At 66.7% G+C, this 18,449-nt stretch carries 20 protein-coding genes; 13 read left to right on the forward strand and 7 right to left on the reverse strand.

What is annotated here, in order from left to right; translation table 11 throughout:
- The first annotated feature begins 231 nt into the window (after window positions 1-231).
- Window positions 232-2,154 (forward strand): methyl-accepting chemotaxis protein, encoded by a 1,923-nt coding sequence (locus VF643_RS02240; protein ID WP_331041737.1) that lies wholly within the window; start codon window positions 232-234, stop codon window positions 2,152-2,154.
- 4 nt (window positions 2,155-2,158) lie between these two features.
- Here VF643_RS02240 and VF643_RS02245 read toward each other — a convergent pair whose 3' ends face one another.
- The gene (locus VF643_RS02245) at window positions 2,159-3,157 is read right to left on the reverse strand and encodes a polysaccharide deacetylase family protein (RefSeq protein ID WP_331041738.1); all 999 of its coding nucleotides are present in this window, start codon (window positions 3,155-3,157) and stop codon (window positions 2,159-2,161) included.
- Between the two features lies 1 nt (window position 3,158).
- Complete coding sequence (locus VF643_RS02250) at window positions 3,159-4,874, reverse strand: sensor histidine kinase (RefSeq protein ID WP_331041739.1); 1,716 nt, start codon at window positions 4,872-4,874, stop codon at window positions 3,159-3,161.
- Between the two features lie 189 nt (window positions 4,875-5,063).
- Here VF643_RS02250 and VF643_RS02255 point away from each other — a divergent pair, with 189 nt between their 5' ends.
- Window positions 5,064-5,531: an Lrp/AsnC family transcriptional regulator gene (locus tag VF643_RS02255; RefSeq protein ID WP_331041740.1), complete on the forward strand. Its 468-nt coding sequence runs from the start codon at window positions 5,064-5,066 to the stop codon at window positions 5,529-5,531.
- 126 nt (window positions 5,532-5,657) lie between these two features.
- Here the strand turns inward: VF643_RS02255 and VF643_RS02260 are convergent, their stop codons facing one another.
- Complete coding sequence (locus tag VF643_RS02260; protein WP_331041741.1) at window positions 5,658-6,953, reverse strand: hypothetical protein; 1,296 nt, start codon at window positions 6,951-6,953, stop codon at window positions 5,658-5,660.
- A gap of 157 nt (window positions 6,954-7,110) precedes the next feature.
- On the opposite strand from VF643_RS02260, the gene yaaA reads away from it, so the two are divergent.
- The 5 genes from yaaA (at window position 7,111) to VF643_RS02285 (ending at window position 12,230) form a co-directional block, all read left to right on the forward strand.
- Window positions 7,111-7,860, forward strand: coding sequence for a peroxide stress protein YaaA (gene yaaA / locus VF643_RS02265; RefSeq protein ID WP_331041742.1), 750 nt, complete (start codon window positions 7,111-7,113; stop codon window positions 7,858-7,860).
- A complete protein-coding gene (locus VF643_RS02270) occupies window positions 7,857-8,543 on the forward strand; it encodes an SDR family NAD(P)-dependent oxidoreductase (RefSeq protein WP_331041743.1) in 687 nt (228 codons plus the stop codon). The genes yaaA and VF643_RS02270 overlap by 4 nt, the downstream gene beginning before the upstream one ends.
- 203 nt (window positions 8,544-8,746) lie before the next feature.
- Window positions 8,747-11,551 (forward strand): DNA gyrase subunit A, encoded by a 2,805-nt coding sequence (gene gyrA / locus VF643_RS02275; protein WP_331041744.1) that lies wholly within the window; start codon window positions 8,747-8,749, stop codon window positions 11,549-11,551.
- Complete coding sequence (locus VF643_RS02280; protein ID WP_331041745.1) at window positions 11,551-11,907, forward strand: DUF952 domain-containing protein; 357 nt, start codon at window positions 11,551-11,553, stop codon at window positions 11,905-11,907. The genes gyrA and VF643_RS02280 overlap by 1 nt, the downstream gene beginning before the upstream one ends.
- Before the next feature lie 38 nt (window positions 11,908-11,945).
- Window positions 11,946-12,230: a hypothetical protein gene (locus VF643_RS02285; protein ID WP_331041746.1), complete on the forward strand. Its 285-nt coding sequence runs from the start codon at window positions 11,946-11,948 to the stop codon at window positions 12,228-12,230.
- Between the two features lie 84 nt (window positions 12,231-12,314).
- Here the strand turns inward: VF643_RS02285 and VF643_RS02290 are convergent, their stop codons facing one another.
- Both VF643_RS02290 and VF643_RS02295 read right to left on the reverse strand, forming a co-directional pair.
- Window positions 12,315-12,620: a 5'-nucleotidase gene (locus tag VF643_RS02290; protein ID WP_331041747.1), complete on the reverse strand. Its 306-nt coding sequence runs from the start codon at window positions 12,618-12,620 to the stop codon at window positions 12,315-12,317.
- A gap of 55 nt (window positions 12,621-12,675) precedes the next feature.
- The gene (locus VF643_RS02295) at window positions 12,676-13,107 is read right to left on the reverse strand and encodes a DUF488 domain-containing protein (protein WP_331041748.1); all 432 of its coding nucleotides are present in this window, start codon (window positions 13,105-13,107) and stop codon (window positions 12,676-12,678) included.
- 94 nt (window positions 13,108-13,201) lie between these two features.
- On the opposite strand from VF643_RS02295, the gene VF643_RS02300 reads away from it, so the two are divergent.
- The 4 genes from VF643_RS02300 (at window position 13,202) to trmFO (ending at window position 16,157) form a co-directional block, all read left to right on the forward strand.
- Window positions 13,202-13,744 (forward strand): GbsR/MarR family transcriptional regulator, encoded by a 543-nt coding sequence (locus VF643_RS02300; RefSeq protein WP_331041749.1) that lies wholly within the window; start codon window positions 13,202-13,204, stop codon window positions 13,742-13,744.
- A gap of 72 nt (window positions 13,745-13,816) precedes the next feature.
- Entirely contained in the window at window positions 13,817-14,194 is a 378-nt protein-coding gene (locus VF643_RS02305) for a hypothetical protein (RefSeq protein WP_331041750.1), read from the forward strand.
- A 60-nt stretch (window positions 14,195-14,254) separates the two neighbouring features.
- The gene (locus VF643_RS02310; RefSeq protein WP_331041751.1) at window positions 14,255-14,785 is read left to right on the forward strand and encodes a hypothetical protein; all 531 of its coding nucleotides are present in this window, start codon (window positions 14,255-14,257) and stop codon (window positions 14,783-14,785) included.
- Between the two features lie 7 nt (window positions 14,786-14,792).
- Window positions 14,793-16,157, forward strand: coding sequence for a methylenetetrahydrofolate--tRNA-(uracil(54)-C(5))-methyltransferase (FADH(2)-oxidizing) TrmFO (trmFO, locus tag VF643_RS02315; RefSeq protein ID WP_331041752.1), 1,365 nt, complete (start codon window positions 14,793-14,795; stop codon window positions 16,155-16,157).
- Here trmFO and VF643_RS02320 read toward each other — a convergent pair.
- A complete protein-coding gene (locus tag VF643_RS02320) occupies window positions 16,102-16,557 on the reverse strand; it encodes an EF-hand domain-containing protein (RefSeq protein ID WP_331041753.1) in 456 nt (151 codons plus the stop codon). The two genes, trmFO and VF643_RS02320, sit on opposite strands and share 56 nt — an antisense overlap.
- 50 nt (window positions 16,558-16,607) lie before the next feature.
- Window positions 16,608-17,240: a squalene/phytoene synthase family protein gene (locus tag VF643_RS02325; RefSeq protein ID WP_331041754.1), complete on the reverse strand. Its 633-nt coding sequence runs from the start codon at window positions 17,238-17,240 to the stop codon at window positions 16,608-16,610.
- Window positions 17,241-17,359: 119 nt separating this feature from the next.
- Between VF643_RS02325 and VF643_RS02330 the strand changes: the two genes are divergently transcribed.
- Together VF643_RS02330 and VF643_RS02335 are read left to right on the forward strand one after the other, a co-directional pair.
- Window positions 17,360-17,926 carry a TadE/TadG family type IV pilus assembly protein gene (locus VF643_RS02330; RefSeq protein ID WP_331041755.1) on the forward strand — a complete coding sequence of 189 codons (567 nt, stop codon included), beginning with the start codon at window positions 17,360-17,362 and terminating at the stop codon, window positions 17,924-17,926.
- Window positions 17,923-18,447, forward strand: coding sequence for a TadE/TadG family type IV pilus assembly protein (locus tag VF643_RS02335; protein WP_331041756.1), 525 nt, complete (start codon window positions 17,923-17,925; stop codon window positions 18,445-18,447). Before VF643_RS02330 ends, VF643_RS02335 begins: the two co-directional genes overlap by 4 nt.
- Window positions 18,448-18,449 lie beyond the last annotated feature (2 nt).

An 18,449-nucleotide genomic window follows, 5' to 3' on the forward strand; every position in this document is an offset into this window, starting at 1 on the left:
GCGTAACGCGGACAACGACGCTCATATCGGCGACGAGTGGTTTCGGTCCAGGTCACAGGTGATCCTACATCGAACTTCAGCAATTCGACAGAATCACAACCCGCTGAAATCACTCACCTCTTTTTGGAACAGACACTAAGACTATCTTATGTTAACCGGTCCGACCGGAGGCCAATCGTCCTATAATACGCAGAACGTCCGCCGACAGCAGGTGTGACCAAGGAACGGGCGATGCAGGGAAAGATGAAGTGGCAGGACCGGATCGGCCTTTCCGCCATGATCGCCATCATGGTGGCGGTCCTGCTTTTCACGCTTTCGGCCGCAACCTTTGTCAGCACGCGCAGCCTGCTTGAGGCCAACACCGCCAAGCACGGGCAGGAGATGCAGGAAACCAATATCCGCGTCGCCTGGCACGTGCTCCGCGCGGCTGGCACCGACTTTCGCGTCGATGGCGATCGAATGTACGCGGGCAACATGCTGTTGAACGGCAACGAGGCCATGGTCGACAAGATCAAGGCGCTGGTGGGCGGTGCGGCAACGATCTTCCGGGGCGATATGCGCGTCGCTACCAACGTCACGACCGAAAGCGGCGCGCGCGCGGTCGGCACGCCACTGAAGGCGGGCGAGGCGTACGACACAGTCCTTGGCAAGGGGATGCCGTTCCGGGGCAATGCCGATATCCTGGGCAAGCCGTATTTCACCGCTTACGACCCGATCAAGAACAGCGCGGGCAAAGTCGTCGGCGTGCTTTTCGTCGGCATTCCGGCAAGCGACATGTTCGCGCAGAATGCCGCAATCGAGCGGCGCATGCTCATCGTCACCGCCATCATGACGGTATTGGGCGTCCTGGCGAGCATCTTTGCAGTGCGGCTGATCTGCCGCCCGCTGGTCAGCATGCGCAACTGCATGGCCGAGATCGCGGGCAACCGGTTCGAAGCCGAAATCCCCGGTCTCCAGCGCCGCGACGAAATCGGCGCGATGGCCAAAGCGGTGCTGGTGTTCCGGGAGAACGGCGTCGCCAAGCAGGCCGCCGATGCGGCCAAGGCCAAGGCCGATGCCGATCAGCAGATGGTCGTCTCCACCGTGGCGACCCATCTGTCGGAGCTGGCGGAAGGCAATCTGACGACACAGATCGAAGCCGATTTCACCGGCGAGTACGCCTCGCTGAAGACCAATTTCAACGAGGCGTTGTGCAAGTTGCGCGAACTGATCGCGTCCGTCCGCGAAAGCGCGGCCAGCATCCGCACCGGCTCGGGCGAGATCGCCCAGGCTTCCGAAGACCTGGCACGCCGCACCGAGAGCAACGCTGCTTCGCTGGAGGAGACCGCCGCGTCGGTCACGCAGATGGACGGCCGCCTCAAGGCGAGCGCGGTGGCAGCCACGCGCACCGTCGAGCGTGCCGACCAGGCGATTGCGACCGTCGGCGGTGGCCGCGCGGTCGTCGACGAGGCGGTGCAGGCGATGGGTCGGGTGTCTGAGAGCGCTAAGGGCATCGACACCGTTATCGAGGGTCTCGACAAGATCGCGTTCCAGACACGCGTACTCGCGATGAACGCCGCGGTCGAGGCTGGCCGGGCGGGTGAAGCTGGACGCGGCTTCGCCGTCGTCGCCGATCTCGTCTCGGCCCTAGCGATGCGCGCTGAGGAAGAAGCCAAGCGCGCGCGCGATCAGCTGACCGTCACCCAGAGCGAGGTCGTGATCGCCGTTCAGTCGGTGCAGAAGGTGGACACCGCACTCGCCGATATCTCGGGCGACGTCGGGCAGGTGCACGAGCTGCTGGCGACGATGGCCACCGATTACCAGGCCCAGGCATCGGCGATCACCGAAATCTCGATCGCGATCGGCACGATGGACCAATCGACGCAACAGAATGCGGCGATGGTCGAGGAAACCTCGGCGGCTGCCCGCAACCTGTCGAGCGAAGTCGACGCGCTTGCCGATCAGGCCGGACGGTTCACCGTCGACCAAGGCGGCCACGGCAACGCTCGCCCGAAGCGTGCCGCTACGTTGCGAGCGTCGCGGCCGGCGTCGCGCGGTGGCAGTCGCCAGTTCGCGGCCGGAGACGTGAACAGCTACAATGCACCGATCAAGCCGCTCCCGGCTGCCGCCGTCAGCGCACTTTCGCGCCCCGACGACGACTGGAACTCGTTCTGACCGATCAGCCCGCTGCGGCGAGTATTTCCTCGAGCGACACCGACGTAATGCCCAAACCGCGCAGATGCGCGAACATCGCCCGCCACCAGTTGTGGAAAATCGCCAGGTCGGCGGCATCGCGGACGTAAGGCGTGTGTCCTGGCGCCAGCGACGGCGAATGGAATGAGAAGACGAGCAAGCGCTCGCCCTCTCCCGCTGCGACCGTTACCGCCTCGCGCGCATCGGTGATCGGCATATCCTCGGGCGTCAGTGCCACACGCGATAGCAGTCCGCTGCGCGCCAGAACACCGCGCGCATGCGGCACCACCCCCGCGGCGGCATATAAGCCGGCACCCGCTCGCCGCATCGCACCGGTGTACACCGTCGTCAGAGGCAGTTCGATCATGCCGTCCCGGCGGAAGGGTGCATTGCCCACCCCACGAAAATCCGGGCCGCCATCCGCGCTATAATCGTAGCGCGCGCGTATCGACGTATCCATCAGATAGCCGCGTTCGGCGAGCAGCGAGAGCGTTGCCGGGCCGATGCCATAGCGCCCGGCGCGATAGGCACGCGGCGCGCGCTCGAACGCCTGGGTGAGCGCCGCCGTCAGGGTGGCGATCTTGGCGGCTTCCAACACCGGCGGCAGGTTGCCCGGATAGCTGTTGACCGCGCTGAGTGCCTCATCGAACGGTGGCGTGACCCAGGCATGGAGCTGGGCGCCGATCTCGGACCGGTCATCTTCGACGACACGGCGCAGGATGTCGATCGACCGCGGATCGGTGGCGACCGGGTGGTCGACCATGCAGGCCAAGCCCACGCCTTCGTTGGCAAAGCGGAGATGCGCGTCCGCGAAGGCCGCCATCGCGGTCGTCGCACGGTTCTCGCGCGCGCGCGGGCGCTGCCAGTCGAACTCCTCCTCGACATCGACGAAAACAATGAAGCGCGTGCCGAACGACGCAGGCCAGGCGACGCGCTCGTCGTCGCGCGCCGCCGCGACGCGATACGGATGTACGCTTAAGGTCACGTCAGTTGATCGAGGCCTGCCCCATGTCCCGATCTACCGCCGCTCGCAGTCGCAAAGTCAAGCATGCCGGCTCAATGGTCAGGCTGCCGCCGAGTTCGACCGCCAGATTGCTCGCAAGGCGAAGCGCGAAGCCTGTGCCGAGCAGCGGCTCGCCATCGTCGGCCTCGCGATCGGCGTCGATCGACAGCAGAGCCTCGTCGCCCCTCCCGGCAAGCGCGACCGGACGGTCGATGACCAACCCCGCTCCCTCGCCTGCATGAATGGCGACGCCCACGATCTCCCCCCGCCCCGCGACCCCGACCAGCGCGGCCAGCAGGCGCGCCGCCAGTCGCTCCAGCGCACGGTCGTCGGCATCGACGTCGGGCGACGCGCCGTCGGGATGAAGCATCAGAACGGCCCCGCGCAGCGCCGCAAGCGGTTGCAGATCGGCTACCACGCCGCTCACCAGATCGCGCAAGGGAACGATGCTGGGGCGCAGGTCGAGTGCGCCGCCCTCGATCCGCGCCGCGGTGTCGAGGTCGTCGATCGCCTGGATCAGCGCCGTCGCCTGGCCGCGAATCGCTGCGGCATACCCGCGGTAGGGGTCACGGACGGCGCCCAGCAGTTCGGTTTCGATCAGTTCGGCGAAGCCGGCGATCGCATTCGTGGGGGTACGTAGTTCGTGGACCAATTGGCGCAACGAGTCCGCGGCTTCGTGCGACCGCCGCGGCGTCGCGCTTTCATCGGCGCGCGGACGCCGTGCCGTGCCACGGTAGCCGAGAAAGCGGCCGCTGGCTGGGTCGAAGGCGGGCATGCCCGAAAGCCGCCAGGCGCCCGATGCGTCCGACGTGCCACCCACCACGAGGCGTGCATCGCGGAAGGGCGACCGGCGGCGATAGGCGCCGGCGACCACGCCATCGACCTGCGCCTCCCCCTGCAACGCGGCATGGGCCAGGCACAATCCGACGAGCGGAGTCCCCACGACCCCATCGACCCAGCCAATGATGCCGGCCCCGTCGGTTTCGAAGCGAAAGCCGTCCTCCACGTTGGGCGGCGGCGCATACGATGGGGCAGCCTGGGGACGCTCGCGCTCCCGATTGAACGCGTCGATCCGCGCCACGAGATCGGAGATCTCGAACCGCGGCGGATCGTTGGCCGGCACCTCAACCCGGCGCAGCGCTTCGGCGACCACCGGGAGGCCCAGTGCAACCTTGCCCAGCGTCACGAACGGTGTTTCGCCCAACGGCGTCGCCGGCGGCGCGATCGAGACAACCGGCTCGGCCGGCACAGCATCGTCCACCGCGGGCGTCGCATGATCCAGCACGAAATCCGTCGCACCGAACGCCTCAAGAGCGCGCTTGGCAGTGTCGGGAAGGTCACGGCGATGGCGCAGAACCGATCGGCCCGCAGGCGACAGTCGGGGCAGTATCGCCGCCCATTCGTCCCCATCCAGCGTCGCCGTGCGTAGCACCGGTGCAGCGATCTCCAGCGCATCCTCGCCGAACAGACCGACCAGCGCGGCGGGTGGCGAGGCGAAGGCGAGCGCGCGCGCGGTTGCGGCGCGAACCGCATCGGGCACTGCCTGGCGCAATATCCGCAGACGCGCGATCGCGGGTTCCTCAGCCGGAACGCGGCCCCGCCCGATCAGATCGACCAGCTGACGCCACGCCGATTGCGCGCCGACGCCCGATGCGGTTTCTCCCGATAGCACTGTCTTCAGGCTGTCGTCGAAGCGCACGCTGGTTCCTCGTCTCGTTCGTCGCGCCGCACCGTGCTGCGTAGTAAGGAATCCTTAACCCAGCCGAGTCCGCTGCGGAACCATCGAAAACGGCACGTCGCATTGTGGGACAATTGCGTTTGCCCGCAATTATCTTATCGTCAGTCGCAATCCGAATAATCGTATCGCAAAGTCTGCAAGGGAAGTCCCGTGGCCCTCGACCGCATAGACCGCCAGATCCTGTCGCTTCTCCAGGACGATGGCCGCATGACCAACGTCGACCTGGCAGAACGCGTCGGCCTGACCGCACCGCCGTGTCTTCGGCGCGTCCGCGCGTTGGAGGAATTGGGCGCGATCCGCGGCTATCACGCAGAACTGGACGCGGCCACGCTGGGGTTTCCCATCACCGTCTTCGCGATGGTCAGCCTCAAGAGCCAGGCCGAACACGATCTGTCCGCATTCGAAACTTATGTCGCGGCAATCCCTGAGGTTCGCGAATGTCACATGCTCAATGGTGAAATCGACTTCATCCTCAAGATCGTCGCAAGTGATCTCAAGGGGTTCCAGGACATTCTTACCACGCATCTTACGCCGGCACCGAACGTCGCGAGCGTGAAGACGTCGCTGACGATCCGCACCGCCAAGGCGATATCCGGGATACCTGTGAGCGATTCCTGAGGACGGTTCCGAGGAAATGCCGCCTTCGGGCCGCGTAATGGCAGCCCATGTACGATGCGGCCGCCTCGACGAAAAAGGGCGGCATCGCTGCCGCCCCCTCCTCGTACCCGTGTCGACCAATAAGCCTCAGGCGCTAGGCGTCGTCAGCCATGTCGTCCAGAGCGCCGCGATGTCGGCGCGCGGCCCTGCGGACACTGCACCGAAGGCAGCCTGCGCGCCAGCCTTGTCGCCCGATCGCGCCAGCGCGATGCCCAGGCGGGTGTTCACCTCGTCGGCATTCACCCCGCCCTTCTGCAAGGCGACGCGGTACAGCGCCGCTGCCTCGGCATATTTGTCCTGCCCCAGATAGGCGTCGCCGGTCTGCGAGGCGAGCTTGCCGTTGGCGGACGCCTTGGCCTGCGTCGCCAGCGTGCCCAGCGGCGATTCGTTGCGCTGCGCATTGGCTGCCGCCGTCTGCAGGCTCTTGGCATCGCCATTGCCGGTCAGCTTGCCCGAGGCGAAACCCTCCGCCAGCACGGTCTGTGCCTCGGCGGGAAGACCGCGGTCGTAAACCTTCTGCGCATATTCGCGATAGTCATACTGATCCGCCAGCGACTTCGACGCGCGCAGCAGGCGAAAGAGGTCGATCTGCTGCTGGTTGTCGAGCTTGGCGATCGAACCTGGCTGGAGACCATAGACGAAGATCACGTCACGCCAGTTCTTGGCCGTAGGATAGGCCGCAATCCACTTCTTGAGCCACACCAGCGTTTCCGGCCCCATCTTGGCGGCGTTGGCGCGTTGGATGCCATAGCGGTAGAAGGATTCGGGCGGCTTCTGCCCGGCAGCGACCTGCCGCTCGATCGCGCCATTCAGATCGGCCAGCCCGCCCTTGACGTCAGGCCCCTCCAGCTTGGCCTTGGCGATCTGCAGGTCGAGTTCGGGATCCTTGTAGCCCGCGGTGCGCGCCTGCTCGTAATATTGCACAGCCTGCGGGAACTGACGCGCGTTGAACGCCAGCGTGCCGCGCCGGAAAAGATATTGCGGGCGCGCCTCGGCGGGGGTCAGCGGATTGGCGATCAGCACCTCCAGCGGCTTCATCAGCACGGTCTGGTCGATCGGCGCATTGGGGTTGGCGGTCAGCGCCGTGCGCATCTTGGACGTCTCGAAATCGTAGCGCAGCGCCGCCGCTACGTACTTGTCATATTCGTTGGTCGACGGTGCGGCCGCGGCTTCCGTCGCGACGAGTTGCGTCTCCGCGGTCGCCATGTCGCCCGCCTGCATCGCCTTCTGCGCTTCGGCAGCGGCCTTCTGGACCGCGGGCGTCAGCGTCGGGCCGGCGGGTGCCTTGCCCTTCTTCTGCGCAACGGCGGGGGCGACGAGCGCGGTGGTCCCGAGCCCGCTGGCGAGAACGGCAGCAAACGCCAGCCGGGATAGCGTTTTCATGCTGGTTTTCATGCGGAAATTCTCCTCGTGCAGGGCGCACGCCCTGAATCCGTGACCATCTACCGGCGGTGGACGCCGCCTTCAAGGGACGCGCCATGACGCTCGCGCACTGAACGTCGATTGAACGCGCAAGGTTGCGCGGCTAACGCCGGTCGCGATGATCGCCGTCCTTTCCCCCGCCAAGACGCTCGATTACGAGAGCGTCCTTCCCGAATTGACCCCGACGACGCCTCGCTTCGCCGACGAAGCGGCGACACTGGCCGCCGCGGCGGCAAATCTGACCCAGAAGAAACTTTCCGCGCTGATGACGATCAGCCCTGCGCTTGCCAAGCTGAACGCGGATCGCTTCCGCGACTTCGCAGATGCGCAGGCGCGCGCCGCGATGTTCGCGTTCGCGGGGGACGTCTATACCGGGCTGCACGCCTATACGCTGACGCCCGAGGCGATCGATTATGCGCAGGATCACGTCCGCATGCTGTCGGGCCTCTACGGCCTGCTTCGTCCGCTCGATGCCATGCGTCCGTACCGGCTGGAGATGGGCACCCGCTGGGCGCCGCGGCGCACGAAGTTGACCGATTGGTGGGGCGGCCGGATAGCCGAACTGCTCGCGAACGACGTTGAAGCCGAAGGATCGGGCACGATCCTCAATCTGGCGAGCCAGGAATATTGGGCGGCGGTTGACGGGCGCCTGCCCGCGGCGTTGCAGGTGATCGCGGTCGACTTCCGTGAAGGCGCGCAACAACGCTTCGTCAGCTTCCACGCCAAGAAGGCGCGCGGCATGATGGCACGCTGGATGGTGGAGCACCGCGTCGACCAAATCGACGCTCTGCGCGGCTTCGACAGCGACGGCTACGCCTTCGATGCGGACGCGAGCGACGCCGACCGCTGGCGGTTCGTGCGCGCATGACCGCAGTGGTGATCGGGGCATCCGGCGGCATCGGCGCGGCACTGGCCACCGCAATCGCCGACGAAGGTACACCTGTAATCGGATTTGCGCGATCCTTCGCGGGCGAATTCCACATCGACCTGGAGGACGAAGCCACGATCGCCGCCGCCGCGGCGCACATTGCCGCTGGTCCGCCGCCGACCCTGGTGATCGTTGCCACCGGGCTGCTCCATGACGGCGAACGCGGCCCCGAGAGGGCGCTGCGCGAACTCGACCCCGCGTGGCTCGCGCGCAACTTCGCGGTCAACGCGATCGGGCCTGCGCTCGTCGCCAGGCATGTGCTGCCGCTGATGCCGCGCAAGGACCGCATCGTCTTCGCCGCTTTGTCCGCGCGCGTCGGCAGCATCGCCGACAATCGGCAGGGCGGCTGGTACGGCTATCGCGCGTCCAAGGCGGCACTCAACCAGTTCGTCCGCACGATCGCGATCGAGGACAAGCGCCGCAACGATCGCGGCATCGTCGTCGCGCTCCATCCCGGCACCGTCGACACCGCGCTGTCGAAGCCGTTCCAGGGCAATGTCCAGCCCGGCGGCCTGTTCGACGCGGGCCGCGCCGCGGTGCAGCTGCTCGACGTGCTCGACGCGCTGAAGCCGCCGCAGAGCGGCCGCATCTTCGCCTGGGACGGCGCCGAAGTCGCCCCTTAATTCCCTCTCCCCTCGGGAGAGGGAGGGAGCAGCCGCAGGCTGCGGAAGGGTGAGGGCGGTCGCGTGCCGGGGGTCGCCCTCACCCTCCCACGCCTTCGGCGCGAGACCCTCCCTCTCCCATCGGGAGAGGGACCGAAAGCGTGACTTTGGCGCGTCGATCGCCTAGACGCTGCGAACCGTAACGAACCCGAAAGCACCGCGACTTGACCGACGAGACCCTCCTCGCCGACCCTTCCCCGATATCGACCATCTCGATCGTCGACGAGATGAAGGCGAGCTACCTCGATTACGCGATGTCGGTCATCGTCTCGCGCGCTCTGCCCGACGTCCGCGACGGCCTGAAGCCCGTCCACCGCCGCATCCTCTATTCGGCCGCGGAGAGCGGCTTCGTCGCCGGGCGCCCCTATCGCAAATCCGCGCGCATCGTCGGCGACGTGATGGGTAAATACCACCCCCACGGCGACAGCGCGATCTATGACGCTTTGGCGCGGATGGCGCAGGACTGGTCGATGCGGGTGCCGCTGATCGACGGCCAGGGCAATTTCGGCTCGATGGACCCCGATCCGCCCGCCGCGATGCGCTATACCGAGGCACGCCTGGCAAAGGTCGCCAACAGCCTGCTCGACGATCTCGACAAGGATACCGTCGATTTCGCCCCCAATTACGACGGCTCCGAACGCGAGCCGACCGTCTTGCCGGCGCAATTCCCGAACCTGCTGGTCAACGGCGCCGGCGGCATCGCGGTCGGCATGGCGACCAACATCCCGCCGCACAATCTCGGCGAGGTCGTCAACGCCTGCCTCGCGTACATGGACAATGGCGCGATCACCGTCGCCGAATTGTTCGAGATCGTCCCCGGTCCCGATTTCCCCAACGGCGGCATCATCCTGGGCCGTGCCGGTGCGCGTTCGGCCTATGAGACCGGGCGCGGCTCGATCATCGTCCGCTCGCGCCACGTCGTCGAGACCGCGCGCGGCGACAAACAGTCGATCATCCTGACCGAAATCCCGTTCCAGCAGGGCAAGAACGCGCTGGTCGAAAAGATCGCCGAGGCCGCCAAGGACAAGCGGATCGAGGGCATTTCCGACATCCGCGACGAATCGAACCGCCAGGGCGTGCGCATCGTCATCGAGCTGAAGCGCGACGCGACCGTCGAGGTCGTGCTGAACCAATTGTGGCGCCACACGCCCGCGCAATCGAGCTTCCCCGCCAACATGCTGGCGATCCGCGGCGGCCGCCCCGAACTGCTCAACCTGCGCGACATCATCCAGGCGTTCGTCCAGTTCCGCGAGATCGTCATCACCCGGCGATCGAAGTTCGAACTGGCGAAGGCGCGCGACCGCGCGCACATATTGCTCGGCCTGGTCATCGCGGTCACCAATCTGGACGAGGTCGTCCGCATCATCCGCGGATCGTCCAGCCCGGCGGAGGCGCGCGCCAGGCTGATCGCGCGCGAATGGCCGATCGCGGAGATCGCCGCCTATATCCGCCTGGTCGAGGCGGTCGAGGTCGAGGTCACCGGCGACGTCTATCGCCTGTCCGAGGTCCAGGTCCGTGCGATCCTCGACCTGCGCCTCCACCGCCTGACCGCACTCGGCCGCGACGAGATCGGCGACGAGCTGAAGGGGCTGGCCGATTCGATCGCCGAGCTGCTCGAAATCCTCGCCAACCGCGCCAAGCTTTACGAGGTGATGCGCGGCGAGCTGATCGCGGTGCGCGACGCCTTCGCCACCCCGCGCCGCTCGGAGATCGCAGCGGCCGCCGACGGCATCGACGACGAAGACCTGATCGAGCGTGAGGACATGGTCGTCACCGTGACGGTGCAGGGCTACATCAAGCGCACCCCGCTCGACGCCTTCCGCGCGCAGCGCCGCGGCGGCAAGGGGCGGTCGGGCATGGCGACCAAGGACGAGGATGCGGTCACCAGCCTGTTCGTCACCTCGACGCACACCCCGGTCCTCTTCTTCTCGACCCACGGCAAGGTCTATCGCATGAAGGTGTGGCGGCTGCCCGAGGGCGGCCCCGCCACCCGCGGCCGGCCGATGGTCAACCTGCTCCCCCTTGGCCCCGGCGAGACGATCTCCACCGTCCTGCCGCTGCCCGAGGACGAGAGCCGCTGGGGCGACCTGCACGTGATGTTCGCCACCGCGAACGGCACGGTGCGGCGCAACAGCATGGATGCGTTCACGAACATCCCGCGCGCGGGCAAGATCGCAATGCGCTTCGGCACCGAAGAGGAGGGCGAAGGGGAAGAGACCAGCGACCGTCTGATCGGCGTCGCGCTGCTGACCGAGGCGGACGACGTCCTGCTCGCCACCCGCGCCGGCAAGGCGATCCGCTTCGCCGCCACCGACGTCCGCGAATTCCAGAGCCGCACCTCGACCGGCGTGCGCGGCATCAGCCTGGCCAAGGACGATGCCGTCATCTCGCTGTCGATCCTCGGCGGCTTCGCGACCACCACCGAGGAACGCGAGGCCTATCTGCGCGCCGCCCCCTGGAAGGAAGGCGAACGCGACGTGACGCTGGCGGCCGATCGCATGGCCGAATTCGAAGCGGCGGAGGAGTTCATCCTCACCGTTACCGCGAACGGCTATGGCAAGCGCACGTCCGCCTTCGAATATCGCCGCACCAATCGCGGTGGTCAGGGCATCACGAACATCGTCTCGTCGGGGCGCAACGGCGCGGTCGTCGCCAGCTTCGCCGCGCATTCCGGGCAGCAACTGATGCTGGTCACCGATCAGGCCAAGCTCATCCGCATGTCCATCGGCGACACCCGCGTCACCGGACGCAACACGCTGGGCGTGCGGCTGTTCGACGTGTCGGAGAACGAGCACGTCGTCTCCGCGGCCCGCCTGGACGAGGAGGAAGCCCCGGAGAACGAGGCGGAGGCGATGATCGCAGACGATCTCGGCGCCGCGCCCGCGACCGGCGACGAACTGATCGTCGGCGACGGCACCGGCCCGCAGACGCTGGACGAGCGGGTCGACGAAGATCCGGAGGACGATTGATGCCCGACGTTCCCGACACCACCGCCTACAAGGTGCTGACCGGCGAACAGATGGCGGCGCTGGAACGCGACGGCACCTTCACGGGTGCGCCGGTGGACCTGGCGGATGGCTACATCCACCTCTCCACCGCGGCGCAACTGACCGCCACGGTGGAGAAGCACTTTGCCGCGCAGAGCGACCTACACGTCGTCGCGGTCGATCTCGCCGCGTTCGGCCCTTCGCTGAAATGGGAGGAAGCGCGCGCGGGCGAACTCTTCCCGCATCTCTACACGCCGCTGCTGCTGGAGACCGTGATCGCCTACAGCCCGCTGACCCGCGACGACGACGGCAAGGTGAAGCTGCCGGTCACGGGGTGAGGCGGAAACCTATCGGCGGGTGGCCCGTTAGGCGGGGCATGACCCACACACCACCGATCCCAGCCGGGAACCAGTCGCCCTACCCACTTCACCCCGCGCCCCATGCCGCTACGAAGGACGCGCCGCCACCGGGCGACCCCCGCGTCGCACGCACGCCGGACGCGGCGGCGACGATATCCGTCCCCACTGCGATGGGCATTGCGGCCGGCATCGGCCTGGCCGCGATCGCCGGCGGCCTTTTCTATGCGCTCAGCGGCAGCAAGCCCAAGCCGAAGCGCAAACCCGCCAAGAAGCGCAAATCCCCAACCCGCGCCGACGCCTGACCCGCAAATCCTCCCCGCTCTGCGGGGAGGGGACTCGCCCCGACGCCAGCGCCAGCCGCGAATGCGCCACGCCCCCGCAAACCCTCAAAACGGCAGCTTCAACCTGACCATCGCACGCGGCGGCGCGTGGCCGATCGCCTGCCCAGCTTCGGATTCGGCGCTCACCTTCAGATCGCCGACAATCGTCGTTTCCGCCTGCGGCAGCGCATCCGTGGTCGCATAGCGGTCCGCCAGCGGCTTCAATCGAAAGCCGTCCTGATCGGCAGAGCCGCACACAACGACCTCACCGGCTTCCCCTTCGTCGCAGCGCGCGGGAAATGAGGGGCGAGGCGGGCGAACATCGGGCGGCCCGGCGACGCTTTGTACCGCAAGCACCATCGTCCACCACATCCGCGCGCTCCCTCGCGCCTAGCCATGGCCGCGCTTTATGGCACCCCCGTGGCGGTCACGCATACAGATCGACCACCTCCACCCCCTGCCCCACCGCCGCCAGCAGCAGCGTCCGGTGACAATGGCAGGGGTCGCGCTCGTAGCACAGCAGCGCGCTGGGCTTTTCGGCAGCCAGGTCGAGCATCCGCGCCGCCGCCGCTTGCGCCTCTGGCAGGTCGAGCTGGCCGTCATACACCGCGCGCAGGGTCGCGACGTCGCCCTTCTTGGCCGCATCGCGCCCGCGTTTCGGCGTGCCCAGTGCCTTCAGATGGACATAGTCGATCCCCGCCGCCTTCAACGCGCCCGACAGCGGCGTCTTGGAAAAGCCCGGCCGTCGCGATAGCGGCAGCGCGCGCACGTCGATCACCCGCGCCACCCCCGCTGCGGCCAGCGTCGCGACGAAGGCGTCGCCGGTCGTCCCTTCATACCCGATGGTGTAGATCTTCATGCGTCGCAGGTGGCGATGCCTGCCGCCCGCGACAACCCGCTTGACAGATCCACCTGCTTCAGACATTTCTGTAATTACGGAAATGAAAGAACCGATGTCGCTGCTCGATCATCCAGACGCGAAAGCCTTCATCCTCCACTGGGGGGAAATGGGCACGCATTGGGGCGTGAACCGCTCGGTGTCGCAGATCCACGCGCTCCTCTATCTCTCCGACACCCCGCTCCATGCCGAACGGATCGTCGAGATACTCGGCCTCGCGCGCTCCAACGTCTCCACCGCGATTAAGGAGTTGCAGGCTTATGGCATCGTCCGCCGCGTCCACGTCGACGGCGATCGTCGCGACCATTTCGTCGCGGAGGGCGATCTGTGGGAAATGCTCATGCGCATCGCCGCCGAGCGAAAACGCCGCGAAATCGACCCCACGATCGCGCTGCTGAGCGAACTGGCGGAGCGTCTCGCCCACGACAAGAGCGCGCCATCGCACTTGCGCTGGCGCATCCTCAGGATGCACGATTTCATGCAGACGCTGGGCACCTGGTACGATCAGGTCCGCGTCCTGCCGAAGCCCACGCTGGTCACGCTGATGAAACTGGGCGGCAAGGTCGCCCGCTTTCTGCCCGGCGCGCCCAGAAGCTGAACGCCCGCCACGTCTCACGGCGGCACATCCCACGATTTCAGTATTTACCGAAGAAACAGAAGGAGCAGGACGATGATCGAACTGGCGTACACCCTCTACCTCGCGATCACGCTGGGCATCACCATCTGGGTCGCACGCACCTTGTCCACCAACGGCATCGTCTTCCTGGAGCAGTGCTTCGGACAGAATGGGGAGCTGGCACGCTCCACCAACCATCTGCTCGTCGTCGGCTTCTACCTGGTGAACATCGGCTTCATCACGCTGACGCTCAGCCTGGGCACCGAACCGACCACGATCCCGCAGGCGATCCGCTTCCTGTCCAGCAAGGTCGGACTGGCCGTGATCGTGCTCGGCGCCATGCACTTCTTCAACATGGGCGCCATCGCGCAATTCGGCCGAAGGGTGAACGGATGGCTGGTCGAACAGGGCCAGACGCAGCCGGCGGCTTGAGCCAAGGGCGGCAGGCGGCGGACCTGCGCCGCTTGCCGTCACCCCATAGGGGAGGACCGCATGTATTACACCGTCACTTACGCTCGCGGCATCGGTGCCGCCTGCCTTGCCGCCGGCCCCATATTCCTGGCGTCGCTTGGCCTGTTTTCCACGATCGCCTCGCCGGACCCGGTGCCCGTCGGAAGCGCCGGGTGGCTGATGCTAGTCGTGCTGTCGCCGCCTGTCCTGCTCGCCGGTGCGTTGCTGGCGATCGTTCCCTCGCTGCTCGGCACCTTGATCCTCGCGCGTATCGGCTGCGGCAATGCAGGGTTGCGCCTGCCGGCCGCCTGGGCTGTGGCGGGCGGGTTCGCTGCGGGAACGATCTCGGCTGCGTTGGCCGCAGACGTGACGATGATCGCGACCTTTGCCGCCACCGGCGTCGTCTGCGCCCTCGCGTGCCGCTCGGGCACGCGCTGGCTCGACTCAAAGGCTGTCCTACACTGCTGTACTCCTTTACTGGGCCACGAGCGACGATTGCCCAACACCGGGCCGAGGCCCGCGGCCAGGACACCGGCCAGGTTCGAACACCGCGTGAACCTCTGTAGGATGTGACTTTCCAGTGACCTTTCAACCCGACATCCACATCATCGGCGCCGGCCTCGCCGGGTCTGAGGCCGCCTGGCAGCTGGCCGAGGCGGGGTACAAGGTCCGCCTGTCGGAAATGCGCGGCTCAGGGGACGCCACCCCCGCGCACCACACCACCGACTGCGCCGAACTCGTCTGCTCGAACAGCTTCCGCTCGGACGATGCGGACAGCAACGCGGTCGGCCTGCTGCATCAGGAGATGCGCGGCCTCGGTTCGCTGATCCTGCGGCAGGCCGATCGTCACCGCGTTCCCGCCGGTTCCGCGCTGGCGGTCGATCGCGAGGGCTTTTCCGCCGCTGTCACCGCCGCGATCGAAGCGCATCCCAACATCGCCCTCGTCCGCGAGCGGATCGACACGCTCCCGGATGGCCCGGCGATCGTCGCCACCGGCCCCCTCACCGCGCCTGCGCTCGCGACCGGCATCGGCGCCGCCACGGGGGCCGATGCGCTGGCCTTCTTCGATGCCATCGCACCCATCGTCCATTTCGACAGCATCGACATGGAGACATGCTGGTTCGCCGCACGCTGGGACAAGGGTGGCAAGGATTATATCAACTGCCCGATGACGGCCGATCAATATGCCGCCTTCCACCAGGCGCTGATCGACGGTGAGAAGACCGAGTTCCGCGAATGGGAGAATGTCCCCTATTTCGACGGCTGCATGCCCGTGGAGGTGATGGCCGAGCGCGGCTTCGACACCTTGCGCTACGGTCCTATGAAACCCGTCGGGCTGGACAATCCCAAGACCGGCCGCTGGCCGCACGCCGTGGTCCAGCTTCGTCAGGACAATGCTTTGGGCACGTTGTGGAACATCGTCGGTTTTCAGACGAAGCTGAAACACGCCGAACAGGTCCGCATCTTCCGCACAATTCCGGGACTCGAACATGCCGAGTTCGCGCGGCTGGGCGGGCTGCACCGCAACACCTTCATCCGATCGCCCGAATTGCTTGATTCGGTGCTCAGGCTGAAATCGCGCCCCAACATCCGCTTCGCCGGCCAGATCACCGGCTGCGAAGGCTATGTCGAAAGCGCCGCGATCGGCCTGCTCGCGGGCCGCTTCGCCGCGGCCGAACTCGGCGGCGCATCGCTGGCGCCGCCCCCGGTCGAAACCGCACTCGGCGCCTTGCTCCACCACATCACCGGCGCCGCGGAGGCCGAGACGTATCAGCCGATGAACGTTAATTTCGGCCTGTTTCCGCCGATCCCCGGCCGCACGAAAAAGGCTGATCGCAAGAAGATGTACACCGATCGCGCCCGCACCGCGCTGAGCGGATGGATGGCGCCTAGCTATCCGCCTCCGTCGGCGGACATTTCGCCTGCACCCGCGCCTTGCGCTTGATCGCGGTGGTGGCGAACTCGGTGGCCGACATCGCGCCGGACTTGTCGCGGTCGGCGGTGACGAACTTGGCAAGCGTCTTGCCCGACCATTCCTCGAACGACAGCTTGCCGTCGCGGTCGGTGTCCAACCGCGCATAGGCCTTGCGCCGCGACGCCACATATTCCTCGCGCGTCACCTTGCCGTCGCGGTCCTTGTCGTACCGGCCGAACCTTTTCTCCTCGCGGGTTCTGGGACTCGCCTCAGGCATGGCGGCTGGCAATGCCGCGTCGTCTTGCGCCGCAGGCTCGGCAGGGAGCGCAGGCAGCACCGCCTCGGTCGACGCCCGCGCGCCGAAGATCAGCATGCCGGCCCCCGCCAGCATCAACGCCGCCACCGCTCTGATCAGATAGCGCCACATCATCCCTGCTCCCTTTGCTCCGTGCGCAGGCTAACGCGCCGACCGCACCGCGGCTATAGGCCCGTGGCCCGATGCCACATCAGCCGCGCGGCCAAGGCAGGTGATCCCGACCGGCCGTCCCGCGCCAGCAGAACGAGCGCTCCGAGCGCACGTCCCCGGTGCGGCCAAGCCGTCCGCATGGCGGCCGCCAGCCTGGGCAGCGCGAGCGTCCGCGCGAGCGTGCCGCTTGCGGGATCGCCGAGGTTGCCCGCGAGATCGGCCAGCGCCCATCCCGCTCCTGCCTCCTGCAACCCCTCTCGCTCGATCCCCAGCACCGCCCCTGCCGCCACGAACATCCCGCCCCCCCGCATTGCCGCGAACCGCTCCATGGCGCCCGCATCCAGGGGATCGTCGAGGAGCGCTTCCCACCCGTCGACCATTGCCGCGAGCATAGCCCCCGAAACCCGCGGCACGACGTCTCTTCCCAGATCGCGCAGCACCGGGTGCGCAGGCGCGGCGCCCCCATCGAGCGCGACCAGCGCCTCATGCCACCACGTCAGCCGCATCTGCCCCAACAACGGCTCGCGTGTGGTACGCAGGATAGCACCCAGCGCCGCGTCGAGTTCGAAGAGCGCGGTCAGGGCGGCCCGCGCGTCCGCCGGCGCATAGCCGATCGCCAGCAACCGGTCGGCATGATCCCGAGGCATCCCGCCCCCCTTTTCCCGTGCCGCCACCTCGGCCGCACCGCGACAGCCCGGCGATGAGGCAAGCATTTCTTAAGACTTGCATGCGCAAAACGCCATGCTTGCGGAGCGATATAGCAGCGATGATAGCCAATTTGGTCACGGCAATGCGGCGCACGCTCTCCAAGCCCGGCGGACGCACGCGCCTTCGCCGTGACGTCCGGGGCGTGACCGCGATCGAATTCGGTTTCGTCGCAACGCCGCTGATGGCGATAATCATCGCGATCCTACAGGTCACCCTCACCTTCTTCGCCCAGCAGAATCTGGAGACCGCCAGCGAACGCGCGGTACGAAAGCTGATGACGGGCGTCGCGCAAACCTCGGGAATGACGCGGGAGCAATTCAAGTCGCTGGTCTGCGCCGGGCTTCCGGCATTCATGAAATGCCAGAACGTCATGGTGGACGTCCGCACCGCGACGACGTTTTCGTCCGCGAACACCGCCGCGCCGACGATCACCTACGACTCCAATGGCAATCCCAACAACAGCTGGAGCTTTGCTCCCGGTGGGGCCGGCGCCATCACGATCGTCCAGATCATGTATGTCTGGGACGTTCAAAAGGGACCGCTTGGTTTCGACCTGGCGACCATGTCGCGCGGCAAACGGCTACTACGCGCCACGTCTGTGTTCAAGACGGAGAGCTATTCGTGATCGATCGCGATCGTCTGATCCGTGACGGGCGGGGCGTGGCACTGGTCGAGTTCGCGATGGTGCTGCCCGTGTTGATGATGCTGTTCGTCGGCGGCTATCAGATCAGCGATGCCGTGGCGGCACAGCGCAAGATCACGGCGGCTGCGCGCACGATCGCCGACCTCACCTCGCAATATACGACGGTGACCGACAGCGACCTCGACACCATCCTGAACGCGAGCGAACAGGTGATGGCGCCCTATGCACAAACCAACGCGCGGATGACGGTTTCGCAGATCGACATCGACGCGACCAGGAGAAGCAAGGTCGGATGGAGCCGCGGCAAGAACACCGCCAAACTCGCCGCGGGATCGGAATTCGCGGTCCCGGACAGCATAAAACAGGCGAACACGTCGCTGATAGTGGCCCGGATAGACTATCAGTACATCCCGGGCATCGCAGCATCAATGATCGGCCAGATCCCGCTTTCCGAGACGATCATCATGAGCCCGCGCGCGTCGGCAACAGTCGTGAAGCAATGAAG

Source organism: Sphingomonas sp., from assembly GCF_036387595.1.
Lineage (GTDB): Bacteria > Pseudomonadota > Alphaproteobacteria > Sphingomonadales > Sphingomonadaceae > Sphingomonas.